The organism is Rhodobacteraceae bacterium M385 (genome assembly GCA_025141835.1).
Taxonomy (GTDB): Bacteria; Pseudomonadota; Alphaproteobacteria; order Rhodobacterales; family Rhodobacteraceae; genus Gymnodinialimonas.
The window spans coordinates 253097-266061 of record CP081102.1 but is presented as its reverse complement, the minus strand read 5'-3'; the positions used below and the strand labels follow the sequence as shown (position 1 = coordinate 266061).

Sequence of the window (12965 nt, the reverse complement as noted above, 5' to 3'; positions counted from 1 at the left end):
GCGCTTTCGATATGGGGGCCGCACCCCTCGCCCTTTGCGGCAAGGGCGCTATAGTCGCCCCGGCGATCGGGGGAGGATACGGAATGGCTGACCTAAAACGCGAAAGCGAGACCCACCAAAGTTTCGCCACCGCCGCCGAGTTGGAAAGCTGGCTGGCCGCACACTACGCGACAGAAACCGCGCTGTGGGTGCGTATCTACAAGAAGGGCTCTGGCGTCGCGTCGGTCACGTGGGACGATTGCGTGGTGGCCTGCCTGATCTGGGGCTGGATCGACGGCCAGAAGCGATCCTTGGATAATGAGTCCTACCTGCAACGGATCTCCCCACGCCGAGCGCGGTCCGGCTGGTCCCAGCGCAACGTGAAACATGTCGAGCGGCTGATGGCCGAAGGACGCATGAGGCCCGAAGGGTTGGCGCAGGTTCAAGCTGCCAAAGACAGTGGGCAATGGGAAAAGGCCTATGCCGGATCTGCGGACATGGAATTCTCGGCCGATTTTCTGGCGGCCCTGGCAGCGCAACCTGTGGCGGAGGAACGGTTCGAGAAGCTGACACGATCCAGAAAATTCGCGATTTACGCGGCGCTCACCTCGGCTCGGAAAGAGGAAACACGCCAAAGACGCATGGCCAAGATCATCGCAGAACTGGCGGCGCCTTAACCTTTGCGTACCGTATCGCCGGGCAGGAACTCTGGCTCTAGTCGCACGACTTCCTCGGTCAGCTCATTGGCGACCATCAGCTCCGCCGCCCGGCGGCCAATCGCTTCCCGCTGGCTATCCATCGTGGCGATGCGCATCGGTAATCCGTCCAGAACTTCAAAGGAATTGAACCCGGCCAGACCGATCTGGTTCGGAATATCCATCCCCTTTTCAAGGCAATAGAGCAACCCACCGGCGGCATTCATATCCGTGTTATAGTACAGAAAATCTAAATCGGGCGCCCGTTCCAGCAGAGCCTGAGTCATGTTGCGACCGGTCCCAAACCCCGAGGCCCCGTCGTAGAAAATGCTGTCCGTCAGGCTGACGCCTGCCTCGTTCAACCCGGCCTCAAACCCGCGAAACCGCTTCTGTGCGCGGGCATCGGCGATGGAACTGGACCCCAGGTAGCCGATTTTCTTGTAGCCCCGCGCGACGATCTCAGCCGCCATGGCGCGGCCTGCCGCCTTGTGGCTGATCCCCACGGCCGCCGCGACAGGGTCACCGTCCACGTCCATGACCTCTACCACCGGAACGCCCGCGTTGCGCATCATCGCACGGGCCGCTTCCGTATGCTCTAACCCCGCCACGATCAGCCCCGACGGCCGCCAGCTGAGCATCTCATAGATGACTTTTTCCTCTTGCTGCTGATCGTACTTCGACGACCCGATCACCGGTTGCAGCTCTGTCTCTTCCAGGGCGGCACCGATGCCGTGAAGCACATCCGGAAACACCATGTTGGACAGCGAAGGGATCACCACGCCCACCAGATTGACCCGATTGGACGCCAAGGCCCCCGCGATCTTGTTGGGCACATAGCCCAATGTCCGCGCCGCCTCGAACACCCGCTCGCGCGTTTTGTCCGACACATCCCCGCGGTTCCGCAACACCCGGCTGACCGTCATTTCACTCACCGAAGCGGCATCCGCCACGTCACGCAGAGTCATCTGCGGCTTGCCATCAAATGGATTCCGTCCGCGCAAGGGAATGTCCTTCAGTCGTGAGCGCTACCATTTCTTGATACGCCCCCGACCCGCCCCTGCGCAAGCGCTTGCAGGACCGGGCTAAATCGCCGAAAACAACGCTTCCGGCCCCGTGGCTCAACTGGATAGAGCAGCCCCCTCCTAAGGGGCAGGTTGCAGGTTCGAATCCTGCCGGGGTCACCAAAAACATTAAAAAAATATGGCTTATTTACAGGGCTTTGTGCAGGAGCTTGCAGAAAGTCCCGCGAGATCACGCATTATTTCTGTAGGAATGTCGAAAACCCAGCACAGGACTCAGAACTCTGCTGCAGCTTCCGGGAGCGACCTCCGGAATGCCTCGGCACGCCATTGGGCATTTGGCGCGCCAAGCAGAAGTGCGTAAATCATTATTATATATTCTAATCAAGATCTTACGTGGCACTTTTCTTCAACTAGTACCGTTCGGGCGAAATCTGGCTTTGATTCAGGAAATGGCGAATTCTAGGCCACCATCTCTTCTCCACCACTGGCGACAAGCCAGGCCGAAAGCGTTTTGCGCCGTTGTGCACGTGCATCACCCAAATAGCGCTTCAGCAACCTCTGCCCTCGCTCTGCCGCCTAATATTCCATTCTTTTTAACCGAATGAACCGACCAACTTCACTTTGCGTCATATTCCTATCGTTGCGTTCAAGTTCTCCAGACGCCCAGCCGTCAACAAAATCCTTGTTAGTAAGCATTACGCCCTTTCGCAAAGTCAATGGCATTCCCGCTTCGAAGTCGCGCAGAGACCTCTCTGCGGCGACCTATCGTGCTTCAGTTTGTGCAAGCAAGACCGCTCGGAAGCCGAGCTCATCACTCAGGATCAGGGCTTTCGGTGCGATCTCAGGTTCATCCAGGATAATCCTGAGCCAGGTAATGACGAGTGTTGGATCTGGACATGCCGTTGCACCTTGTCAACGCGCATTGCTCGCGACAATGGCCTTGCCGCGCGCCGTTTTTGGCCCAGTGCTCTTCGGCTTCTTTCTCATGGTCCACTCCTCAGTGGTTGCGATGAGCGACAAACCCTCTCTTAGAAAATAACCCTATTTGGACCCATAGGCGCTGACGTCAGACATTCAGGACTCATAACCAGAAGAGGACAGTTGCGGCGAGAGCGATGCCGGAGAGGAGGACGGTGGGTGATCTATCGTAGCGGGTTGCGACCCGTCGCCAGTCTTTGAGCTTGCCGAACATTCTTTCAACCCAGTTTCGCCTTTTGTAGCGCCGCTTGTCCACTGCCCGGCAATCGCTGTTTAACGCGATGAGAGGGTGTGACCGCATGCAGTTTGGTCCTTCTCGGCAGCATGGTTTGCATGCGCTTGCCAGGCAGTGGTTCATGCTCCCTTTGGTTTGACCCCTCTCGGGACATTGCTGTGCAATGCCCTGCCGGGCAAAGGATCAGGCGCTTGCTTCCTCCTTTTTAAACCGCCGGCTGGAAGCCGGACCCCTCTCACACATGCAAGCATGTGTTGCCGGGCAGCGGGTGCGCCTTGAGGGAAGTCGCGTCCATGGAGGTGGTCTTATGGTCCGGCGCCTCGTTGGCCAACTCCATCATGACCCGGGCAAAAAAATGTCGCTCCACCCTTTCTATTGGTGGTACAGGGTCTTTGGGGATCCCTACTCAGCGGGTGTGTAGCACCATCGTAACTCATTGCGGTTGATGAAGATAATCCCGCTCAGAACGCGTCGATTATCTACACGGCTGCGTCCTCTGCTCCTCGGGAAATACGGGCGAAGGCGCTCCATTTTCGCCTCGCTCAGCCAGTAAAGGTTGCTCATGATGTCGCCCAAACGATTGAGCTTTGGATCATGCGGTCAGGGGACGAGCAAACCAATTAATAGGTCCGGACCCTAGAGACGGTAATCGAAGCGGCCTGCTCAGGCTACCTATCGCTCAACACTGAGCTTGCTTGGAGATGATGGGCAACCGCCGGTCGCATGATCGAGCAAAGAAGGCTAGTAGTATCGTGCAAATACTAGTCACAGGCGCAAATGGCGTGAAACCAATTCACTTGACAGGCTTGTTCAAGGAACAAGTTGTAAAGCTCCGTTTAAGTGGCTGGGGCGAGAATTTAGTGGACAACTTGGCCTTGAAGGCTTCGACGTAACGAACAAGGCCACCGCGTACTGTTAATCGGCGGAGTCGCACACTTCAGCCTAAAGTGTGACTATTCTTTCAGCGTTGTCTTTTCCTGGGATTGCTGAGTCTGAGTCATATCCTGCAGCCACGTCTGGAGATTATCATAGACCTTATCGGCGGCATAGGTCTTCTCGAAAAAGTCTCGCCCTGCCTGGGCCATTCTCTGACGGGTTTGCGGCGACGCATCAACCATCTGCGTAATCGCGGAGACGAGTGCTTCGGGGCTCTGGGCTGGTGCACAGATCCCTGCACCAGACTGCGCGATGATACGGGCCCCTTCGCCAGAGAGCGATCCAACGATAGGTTTGCCGCAAGCCATATAACATTGCACTTTATAGGGCACCGTCATGCCGAAGATCGGGGTGTCCTTCAGCCCAACCAACATGGCATCTGCATGGGAGAAAAACTCGGGCATATCGGGTTCTGGGTGGCGGCCCAGGAAGTGAAACCGGCTCATCAAGCCGCGGCGCGCCACTTCCGATTCGACGCGAGAAAGGTCGCGGCCCGATCCGACGATCAACCAAGCTACATTGTATCCTTTCACTTCAAGGATACTGGCAGCATCCAGATAGGTGTCAAAGTCCTGACTTTCGCCGATGTTTCCCGCGAACATCAGCCGAAACCCCTCGTTTGGCATCATCCGACCGATGGTGCTTTCGGGATCGGCGGCCATTGGAAAATATGTGCCGGGGGCCGTATTGGGCAGCACACGGATCACCTCAGGATCAATTCCGAAGCGTTCAATCATCGGCGGGAAGGCCGAACTTTGCACCATTATCAGATCGGCGCGGCGGTAGATCCAGCCGCAAAACGCCATTAGCACCCAAACGACAAAGCGATTGCGGATATTGAGCGTCAGCAGCAAGCTTTCCGGCCAAATATCCTGGACCCAATAGACCAGTGGCGTCTTGTGCCGGTGCTTCTGGTATATCCCCGCGAGTGCCTGGGTCAGGGGGGACGGCATCGACACGAAACTGACATCTGCCCGGCCACCGACATGGCGTCTCATGGTATGGATTGCAGCTACCGGATAAGTGAGAAAGTTCTGGAGCAGCGTCCAGGCCGACTTGCCACGCGGCCTTGTCCAGGCGCGGTGGATGCGGACGCCGTTCCAACATTCCTCACGCCGTTCGGTGTTTGAATGGCCCTCCGAAAACACCCCTTCGGGATAGTTCGGCACGGCACAAACGACATCGACCTCATGACCCTGTTTAACCAGCCACGATGCAATTTCGTTGTTCGAGAACTGCTCGGGGTAGAAATACTGGCTAATGAATAGGATGCGCATGAATCTTATGGACCTTAAAAGTCGACTACTGCATTAGTGGCGCGTCTATTACTAGAGAACCGGTTCATGTCCAAGCTAATCGCAGTAACCGGAGCAACCGGATTCATCGGGTCCGTGTTGACGAAAGAATTGACCGAACACGGGCACCGCGTCGTTGCGATCAGCAGGGCAAAAAGCCTGCTGGCAGACACGGAATCCGTTCTTTGGCGCAGCGTTGCCGACTATGGCGACGTCGATGCCTTGCAGTCGGCTCTGGCAGGCGCTGACATCGTCATTCATCTGGCAGATAATCCAAGCCGTGAAGTCTACACACAAGGGTCAACCGCGTCCGGGGGCATCATCAACGCCGTGCTTGCAGCGATGGCGTCGTGCAAGATCACGCGCTTGATTGTGGCGTCCAGCGTGTATGCGCGGGCTCATGAGGCGGGTAATGAAACCGCTTACGGGTTCCACAAACATCAGATTGAGCAACTCGCGCTCAACCACGACGACGTCAGGGCGGTATGCGTCCAGTTTCCGCCGATTTATGGCCCCGGGTGCAAGGGGGGATTAGCGACGTTGGAGAAGCTGGTCCGCACAGGCCTGCCAATCCCGCTGGGGCGCGCAACCACGCCCAGATCCTACATATCGGTTGCGAATGCCGCACAAGCCCTGGGTGCCTTGGCCGCCGCCACACCGGACGCGTTCAGCAAGGTGTCCGGGCGGGCATTGTCAGTCACCGACGGAAAACAGTTTTCAACACGCGATGTGATCGAGATGATCGCTGAGACGATTGGCACACGTCCGAAATTGGTATCCGTTCCGACCGGGCTTTTGCGCCTGTTGGGCAAGGCCGCCAGAAAAGCGGAACTCGTCACTGGCGCATTGGATGCTTTGCCCGCTCCACATGATCCGGCGTGGTTGGACGACCTCGGGTGGGCGCCGACCGCAACGATGCCAGAGACGCTTTCCTATATGGCCTGACAGAACAGAGGGGCCAAACGATCCCTCAGTTCTTGGCGGCGTCTCCGCGTCCGCCGCCGATGGCAGTTTTCATCAGCAACGACATATCCTCGCCGAACGATTGCGTCTTGATATAGTCGGCGTCCGCCTGCGCTAGTTTGCGCGGTGTGGACATGTCGATCCCCAAAAGCTGCGCCGGGCCAGTCACGCCCGGCCGCACCAGGAAAACATCGCGCTCGGCGCGCTCGAAAATCAACTCGTGCTGGTTGGGTAGGCAGGGGCGCGGGCCGACAAAGCTCATGTCGCCCAACAGCACGTTCAGAATCTGCGGCAGCTCATCGATCTTGGTACGCCGCATGACGCGGCCCAGGGGTGTAATCTGTGCTGTCGAAATCTCGTGGCTAGCCTTTTGTGCCGTTCCGGGCAGCATTGTGCGCAGCTTATACAGCGTGAAGGGAATCTGATCCTTTCCCACGCGTGTCTGAGTGAAAATGCCTGTGCCCTCGCCCCGGATCCGGCAAAGGCATTCGTAGATCAAGGTGACAATCAAGGCGAGCGGTAGCAACAGGAGCGAGAGGATGATGTCGAAGAGTCTTTTCATTAGCTATGCTCCGGCAGGTGCGTTGACCTACCCTGTCTTGAAACCGTCGCAAGTGATACCGCGTCTTGGGGCAGCCTGTAGCTCTAATCGTAGGTCGCGCACAATCGCGAATGGCCTGAAGCGTTGATTAATCTAGTTGTAATTCGGGCTCGATCGTGAAAATCCCCACAACGGCATCGCTGCGGGGTATGATGATACTTGCCGTCATTCAGATAGGTCCTCTGCGATATTGGACCAATCTTGGGTCCGACGCGAAGTAGAAGCCTCAGAGACGACCATGACGCGATCACGCACAGCCACAAATATGCCAGGTGACGGATTTGCCCTCTGAAATTTCAACGAAGCCTCTATCATCTCTTGTTTTGGGGACGGTGCAATTCGGTCTAGCATACGGGGTCGCTAACCGTACGGGTAGGCCTGATATTGGGCGCACGCGCGACATCCTCGACCTGGCTTACACGTCGGGCCTGCGCACGCTCGACACTGCAGCGATGTACGGCGATAGTGAGCGTGTGCTTGGTGAGTGTGGCGTCAATCAGTGGTCGATCATTACCAAAGCACCCTCCCTTGAACGGATTGATGACGCGGAAATCGAGCGTAGCGTGCGCACGTCGGTTCACCGCTCGTTGGACCTGTTGCGTGTGGACGCCTTACATGCAGTTCTGGCGCATGACAGCCGTGATATGGTCGGCGATCGCGGACGACGCTTCCGTGATGCGCTGGCCGCCATGCGGGCTGACGGGTTGATCGGACGGATCGGCGTGTCGGTTTATCGCCCAGAAGACATGGCAGAGATTGAAGATGATCGCTCTCAGATCGTTCAAGCGCCGTTCAACGTTCTTGATCAGGGCTTCATCCAGTCGGGTCGGGCCGATTCTCTGCGGCGCGGCGGTGGCGAGCTGCATGTGCGCTCCGTCTTTCTTCAGGGTCTTTTGCTGATGAATGCCTCGGACAGACCCGCGCGCTTTGCCCGTTGGGCACCTACTCTTTCGCGCTTCGATGAACGGGTGCGCGACAGCGGGCTTACCCCTGCGGCGTTCTGCCTTGGCTTTGCGGCTCGGCAAGCGGACGTGACGCACTGTGTCGTCGGTGTTGACAGTGCGCAGCAGTTGTCAGAGTTGGTTGCGGCATTCAACGCGGGCCAAAGCGCTGATATTGGCGCCAGCGATCTGGGGTCGGACGAGCTGGGTCTGATCGACCCGCGGCATTGGAAGGATGACGCATGACGGTGCGCTTGGGTATCATCGGGATGTCGCCTGGAAACGGACACCCCTATTCGTGGTCGGCGATCTGCAACGGATATGATCCGGACGCGATGGCCGATTGTGGGTTTCCCGCCATTCCCGAATATCTGGCGCGACAAACATGGCCTGACGACCAGCTTCCCGGCGCGCGCGTAACCCACGTTTGGACACAGGATGAGGCGACATCCCGCAAGATCGCACAAGCGACGCGGATCGATACTGTGGCCGCACGACCCGAGGATATGATCGGACAGATCGATGCTCTGTTGCTGGCGCGTGACGACGCGCAAAACCATTCTCGGTTTGCTGAACCTTTTCTGGCTGCGGGCGTGCCTGTTTATATCGACAAACCCATCGCTTTGTCTGAGGCAACGTTCGACGCGCTTCACGCGATGCAACAGCGCCCGGGCCAAATTTTCAGCTGCTCGGCGTTGCGCTTTGCTCCGGAACTGAAGTTGGACGCCGATACGATCACCCGAATTGGCAACATCCGGCTTGTTCAAGCCATGACACCGAAGTTCTGGAACACCTACGCCGTCCATCTGATTGATCCGCTTCTCGTGATGCTGGGGCACGAAGCCCAGCCCGAGCGTCTGTTTGCGGGCCCGGTCGGCGCCGACGGTCGTATGTTGGGCCTACGCTGGCCAAGCGATGGACCGGATGTGCACCTGATGGCCGCGGGGACCGGCGTTCCATCGCCTTTGACGCTGCGCGTCGTCGGGGACAGCGGAGAGACGACGCTGGCGTTCCATGGCAGCTTCAACGCCTTCCGCAGTGCCTTGGCTGAATTTGTCGCCGGTGTGAACGAAGGCTGCTCGCGGCTGCCTGAGGCGTTCAACCGGCGCGTGGTACAGATAATCGAGTTGGGATTGTAATGACGCGAACAGCATTGATCACGGGCGCAACCGGGAAACTGGGCAGTGCCATTGCGCGCCATCTTGCACCATTGGGGTGGGATCTGGTGCTCACGTCTCGCAATGTTACGCGTTGTGATCCGTTGGTCGAAGAATTGCGCGCGGTGGGAGCGGGGGTTCATGCAGTAGAACTTGACCTGCTGTCACAAGAAAGCGCTGAAAGTCTGGCTGCAAGGATCGCGAACACGGGTGTACGGATCACGCATGTCGTCAGCAATGCGCGGTCTCTCGACACGCTGGCGGTAGAGGCGGACGGGACAACCCAACATTATAATTTTGTGGACGAATTCGCGGTCGAAGTAGTCGCGCCCTATAGAATGCTGATGCGGATAGCCAACGATCCTCGGCACGCGCTGAGCAGCGTCGTAACCGTGGGATCTCAATATGGCGTCGTGGCACCAAATCCTCAATTGTATGAGGGGGATCTAAGCCGGTCGCCAATTCAATACGGCGTCTCAAAGGCTGCCCTACACCACATGACGCGCGAGTTGGCTGTGCGGATGGCACCGAATGTACGTGTGAACTGTGTGGCCTACGGCGGCTTTGAGGGCCGGACCGATGCGGCGTTTCTGGAACGCTACGCCCAACTCGCGCCGCTTGGACGAATGCTGACCGTGGAAGAGGCTGGGGGCCCGGTCGCCTTCTTGCTGGACGACGCCGCCGCGTCGTCAGTGACAGGTCATGTTCTGGTTGCCGATGCAGGGTGGAGCGTATGGTGAGCAATATCGCAATCATTCCCGCTCGGGGCGGCTCGAAACGGATCCCGCGCAAGAACATCATTTCGTTTCAGAACCGTCCGATGATTGGCTGGACGATCGAGGCCGCGCTGCAAAGCGGCGTGTTCGAGCGCGTGGTGGTGTCGACTGACGACGCGGAAATCGCGGAAATCTCTCTCGCGGAAGGGGCGGACGTGCCGTTTCTCCGCGAGGTCCATGCAGATGATCAAAGTCCGGTCAGCGATGCCGTCATTAGTGCGCTGAAGCAGGCCGAAACCCACTATGGGACGCGGTTCGAAACCGTCACACAGTTGATGGCGAACTGCCCTTTGCGTGGAGGACGCGAGATCCACGCAGCCTGGGAGAATTTCCAAGGTGGTGCCCACCGGTTCCAGATTAGCGCGTTTGAGTTCGGTTGGATGAACCCCTGGTGGGCCGCGCGCATCAAACCCGACGGCCAACCCGACTGGATGTTCACCAAGGAACGCCAGTCGCGGTCCCAGGATCTTGAGCGCCTCTACTGCCCGACGGGCGCCATCTGGATCGCCGATTCAGAGGCCCTGACTGACTACGGCAGCTTTTACGGACCAGGCCATGTTTTGTGCCCGATGCCTTGGCAGGCAGCGGTCGATATCGATGATTGGCACGATTTCCAAATGGCCGAGGCACTTGCGCTTGTCGCCGCTCAGAACGCCGGTGCGGACGTTTGACAATGCGGGTAGTCTTTCGAGCGGACGCGTCAGTCATGATCGGGACGGGCCATGTCATGCGGTGCCTGACACTGGCCGATGCATTGCGCGCGCGGGGCGCACACTGCCACTTCGTGACGCGAGCCTTGGCCGGACACCCCGGCGCTTTGATCGAGGCCCGAGGCTTTGCCGTTTCGCTTCTTCCTGAGCCTTCAGATGACACCGAAATTGCCGGGCCACCGGCCCATGCCAATTGGGCCGGAGTCACTTGGCAACAGGACCTCGAAGAGACCCTCGACGTGGTTTCCACGGCAGACTGGTTGATCGTCGACCACTATGCTTTCGACGCGCGCTGGCAACGCGGCTTCGCCGGCCGTATCGCGCGGGTCATGGTGATTGACGATCTAGCCGACCGGCCGCATCACGCGGCGTTGTTATTGGATCAGAACCTTGGCAGTGCGGCTAGCGATTACCGCGGTCTGTTGCCCGTAGACTGTAGCTGTTTGATCGGGCCACGCTTTGCCCTCTTGCGGCCCGAGTTTGCGGCGCAACGTGCGGAATCGCTGGCGCAGCGTAAAGACCGCAAGCCGTCACATCTGATGATCACAATGGGCGGAATGGATGCCAATGATGCAACGTCAAGTGTTCTGCGCGTGCTTGCCGGGATCGCCTTGCCGACGGAAGCACGACTGAGCATCGTCATGGGCAGCCGCGCACCGGCGCTGGAGCGTGTGCAGGCGCTGGCCGCCGAGATGCCCTGGCCGAGTGAGGTATTGGTTGATGTCCAGAACATGGCAGAGCTGATGACGGGTGCCGACCTAGCCATAGCTGCTGCCGGCAGCACCACATGGGAATTGTGCTGCCTGGGCGTGCCATCGGTCCTGGTTCAAACAGCCGACAACCAAGCCGGTGCCGTCACTGCAATGAGTAAGGCAGGCGCGGCGCTAAGCCCGGGTGATTTGAGTGATCCAACCTTTGGAAAACAGCTGGCCGAGACGGTAGGTGAGTTGCTCAATCGGGAGACTAACCTTAGAATTGCGGCGAACGCTGCAAAGCAATGCGATGGCAACGGCGCACAATGCGTTGCCGCAAGCCTTTGGGAGTACTGAAATGGACGTGAGTATCCAGCCGCTCAAGGTCTCTGACATCAACGATGAGTTCGTGTCGTGGCACCAGAATACGGATGGTCATCTGGACTACTACACGGGAAGCCAAAGAAGTATCTCAAAGGACGATCTGATCGCATGGGTATCGACCGCAAAGTCGAAGAACACCTTTTTTTACATGATCATGGTTGATGGAACGAACCCCGTGGGGACGGTAAAGATCGGTCCGGTTGACACGAAAAACAAGACATCAGATCTGGTCTGTCTGATAGGCAGTCGCAGCTACCTTGGCAAAGGTCTTGCATCGCGCGCGATCACTATCGCCAACAATGAAGCGTTCGAAAACCACGATATTCGTCGGCTACACGGCGGGATGTATGAGGACAACATCGCCTCTATCAAAGCCTATTGCCGCGCCGGATGGGTTATAGAAGGCCGCATGAGCGGCTTCTATTGGGTCGACGCAAAGCCGATGGACAGAGTCTGCGTCGCATGTTTCAACCCCAAGTACTTTCCCAGTAAGGCAGACCATGAAAATCAATAATAGAAGCATCGGCCGCGGTCATCCACCCTATATTATAGCGGAACTGTCGGCCAACCATAACGGCAACCTCGGCACTGCATTGAAAATCATCGAAAAGGCCGCCGAGTGCGGAGCGGATGCCGTAAAACTGCAAACCTACACCGCTGACACGATAACGCTCGACTGCGACAAGCCGGAATTTCAAATCAAGGGCGGGCTCTGGGACGGGCAGTCGCTCTATCAGCTCTATGAGGGCGCCCACACACCATGGGACTGGCACGAACCGCTGTTCGCCCATGCCCGTAAGGTTGGGATCACAATCTTTTCGTCCCCCTTCGACAACACAGCTGCGGATCTACTGGACGAGTTGGGAGCACCGGCGTTCAAGATTGCGTCGTTTGAGGCCATCGATCTGCCACTGATCCGATACGTGGCCGGCAAAGGCAAACCAATGATCATCTCGACCGGGATGGCCGATCAAGACGAGATCGCCGAAGCGGTGCAGGCCGCGCGCGACGGCGGGTGTGAGGATCTGGTGCTGTTGCATTGTGTTTCTGGCTACCCTGCCCCCTCGGCGGATTACAAACTGGCCACCATGGCGGATATGGAAACGCGTTATAACGTGCCCGTCGGGCTATCGGATCATACTTTGAACAATGTCAGCGCCATTACTTCAGTCGCTTTGGGGGCGTCCGTGGTCGAAAAGCACTTCACGCTCGACCGTAACGGCGGTGGACCGGATGACAGTTTTTCGCTTGAGCCCGCAGACCTCGAACAGTTGTGCCGCGATGCGCACATCGCTTGGGAATCCATCGGATCGGTGGACTACGGCCTCAAATCCAGCGAACGGTCCAACAAGGTATTTCGGCGGTCGATCTATGCCGTGCAGGACATCCCCAAAGGCAGCGTGATCACTACCGAGCATGTCCGGTCGATCCGGCCCGGCTATGGCCTGCCGCCCAAGCATCTGGATACGGTCATCGGATCGGTCGCGCGCGAGGATATCGCCCGCGCAACGGCAATACAGTGGGACCTGATCGAGACCAAGGCATAGCGGTGGGGCAGCAGGTCGGAGGCCACAGCAATAGGCTTCAACACCTTTTGTCCA

At 58.0% G+C, this 12965-nt stretch carries 12 protein-coding genes, 1 tRNA gene and 1 pseudogene; 10 read left to right on the top strand and 4 right to left on the bottom strand.

Going from position 1 to position 12965, the window contains the following annotated elements:
- The first annotated feature begins 83 nt into the window (after positions 1-83).
- Positions 84-656, top strand: a complete 573-nt coding sequence (locus K3728_01250) for a YdeI/OmpD-associated family protein (protein ID UWQ95900.1) — start codon at positions 84-86, stop codon at positions 654-656.
- Here K3728_01250 and K3728_01245 read toward each other — a convergent pair.
- Positions 653-1639, bottom strand: coding sequence for a LacI family DNA-binding transcriptional regulator (locus K3728_01245; GenBank protein ID UWQ95899.1), 987 nt, complete (start codon positions 1637-1639; stop codon positions 653-655). The genes K3728_01250 and K3728_01245 overlap by 4 nt on opposite strands.
- A gap of 142 nt (positions 1640-1781) precedes the next feature.
- Here K3728_01245 and K3728_01240 point away from each other — a divergent pair.
- Positions 1782-1858 (top strand) — tRNA-Arg (locus K3728_01240).
- A gap of 919 nt (positions 1859-2777) precedes the next feature.
- Here K3728_01240 and K3728_01235 read toward each other — a convergent pair.
- Positions 2778-2927, bottom strand: a pseudogene (locus K3728_01235) (IS5/IS1182 family transposase).
- Positions 2928-3862: 935 nt separating this feature from the next.
- Positions 3863-5122: a glycosyltransferase family 4 protein gene (locus K3728_01230; protein ID UWQ95898.1), complete on the bottom strand. Its 1260-nt coding sequence runs from the start codon at positions 5120-5122 to the stop codon at positions 3863-3865.
- A 117-nt stretch (positions 5123-5239) separates the two neighbouring features.
- Here K3728_01230 and K3728_01225 point away from each other — a divergent pair, with 117 nt between their 5' ends.
- Positions 5240-6085, top strand: a complete 846-nt coding sequence (locus K3728_01225; protein UWQ95897.1) for an NAD(P)H-binding protein — start codon at positions 5240-5242, stop codon at positions 6083-6085.
- A gap of 25 nt (positions 6086-6110) precedes the next feature.
- On the opposite strand, the gene K3728_01220 is transcribed toward K3728_01225, so the two are convergent.
- A complete protein-coding gene (locus K3728_01220) occupies positions 6111-6665 on the bottom strand; it encodes a sugar transferase (GenBank protein ID UWQ95896.1) in 555 nt (184 codons plus the stop codon).
- Between the two features lie 371 nt (positions 6666-7036).
- Between K3728_01220 and K3728_01215 the strand changes: the two genes are divergently transcribed.
- Genes K3728_01215 through pseI form a run of 7 tightly spaced genes read left to right on the top strand, consistent with a single transcriptional unit; the run spans position 7037 to position 12911 of the window.
- Positions 7037-7891: an aldo/keto reductase gene (locus K3728_01215; protein ID UWQ95895.1), complete on the top strand. Its 855-nt coding sequence runs from the start codon at positions 7037-7039 to the stop codon at positions 7889-7891.
- Positions 7888-8784: a Gfo/Idh/MocA family oxidoreductase gene (locus K3728_01210; GenBank protein UWQ95894.1), complete on the top strand. Its 897-nt coding sequence runs from the start codon at positions 7888-7890 to the stop codon at positions 8782-8784. The genes K3728_01215 and K3728_01210 overlap by 4 nt, the downstream gene beginning before the upstream one ends.
- Positions 8784-9542, top strand: coding sequence for an SDR family oxidoreductase (locus K3728_01205; GenBank protein ID UWQ95893.1), 759 nt, complete (start codon positions 8784-8786; stop codon positions 9540-9542). The genes K3728_01210 and K3728_01205 overlap by 1 nt, the downstream gene beginning before the upstream one ends.
- Positions 9536-10249 carry an acylneuraminate cytidylyltransferase family protein gene (locus K3728_01200; GenBank protein ID UWQ95892.1) on the top strand — a complete coding sequence of 238 codons (714 nt, stop codon included), beginning with the start codon at positions 9536-9538 and terminating at the stop codon, positions 10247-10249. Before K3728_01205 ends, K3728_01200 begins: the two co-directional genes overlap by 7 nt.
- Positions 10250-10251: 2 nt before the next feature.
- Positions 10252-11337 carry a UDP-2,4-diacetamido-2,4,6-trideoxy-beta-L-altropyranose hydrolase gene (pseG, locus tag K3728_01195; protein ID UWQ95891.1) on the top strand — a complete coding sequence of 362 codons (1086 nt, stop codon included), beginning with the start codon at positions 10252-10254 and terminating at the stop codon, positions 11335-11337.
- Between the two features lies 1 nt (position 11338).
- Positions 11339-11878 (top strand): GNAT family N-acetyltransferase, encoded by a 540-nt coding sequence (locus K3728_01190; GenBank protein ID UWQ95890.1) that lies wholly within the window; start codon positions 11339-11341, stop codon positions 11876-11878.
- Positions 11865-12911: a pseudaminic acid synthase gene (pseI, locus tag K3728_01185; protein UWQ95889.1), complete on the top strand. Its 1047-nt coding sequence runs from the start codon at positions 11865-11867 to the stop codon at positions 12909-12911. Before K3728_01190 ends, pseI begins: the two co-directional genes overlap by 14 nt.
- Positions 12912-12965: the final 54 nt, after the last annotated feature.

What these genes read in the sequence shown, in the direction of transcription:
- K3728_01190 (UWQ95890.1), top strand. Translation starts at nt 11,339, where the DNA reads ATGGACGTGAGTATCCAGCCGCTCAAGGTCTCTGACATCAACGATGAG.
- K3728_01250 (UWQ95900.1), top strand. Translation starts at nt 84, where the DNA reads ATGGCTGACCTAAAACGCGAAAGCGAGACCCACCAAAGTTTCGCCACC.
- K3728_01220 (UWQ95896.1), bottom strand. Translation starts at nt 6,665, where the DNA reads ATGAAAAGACTCTTCGACATCATCCTCTCGCTCCTGTTGCTACCGCTC.
- K3728_01210 (UWQ95894.1), top strand. Translation starts at nt 7,888, where the DNA reads ATGACGGTGCGCTTGGGTATCATCGGGATGTCGCCTGGAAACGGACAC.
- K3728_01205 (UWQ95893.1), top strand. Translation starts at nt 8,784, where the DNA reads ATGACGCGAACAGCATTGATCACGGGCGCAACCGGGAAACTGGGCAGT.
- pseG (UWQ95891.1), top strand. Translation starts at nt 10,252, where the DNA reads ATGCGGGTAGTCTTTCGAGCGGACGCGTCAGTCATGATCGGGACGGGC.
- pseI (UWQ95889.1), top strand. Translation starts at nt 11,865, where the DNA reads ATGAAAATCAATAATAGAAGCATCGGCCGCGGTCATCCACCCTATATT.
- K3728_01200 (UWQ95892.1), top strand. Translation starts at nt 9,536, where the DNA reads ATGGTGAGCAATATCGCAATCATTCCCGCTCGGGGCGGCTCGAAACGG.
- K3728_01230 (UWQ95898.1), bottom strand. Translation starts at nt 5,122, where the DNA reads ATGCGCATCCTATTCATTAGCCAGTATTTCTACCCCGAGCAGTTCTCG.
- K3728_01245 (UWQ95899.1), bottom strand. Translation starts at nt 1,639, where the DNA reads ATGACTCTGCGTGACGTGGCGGATGCCGCTTCGGTGAGTGAAATGACG.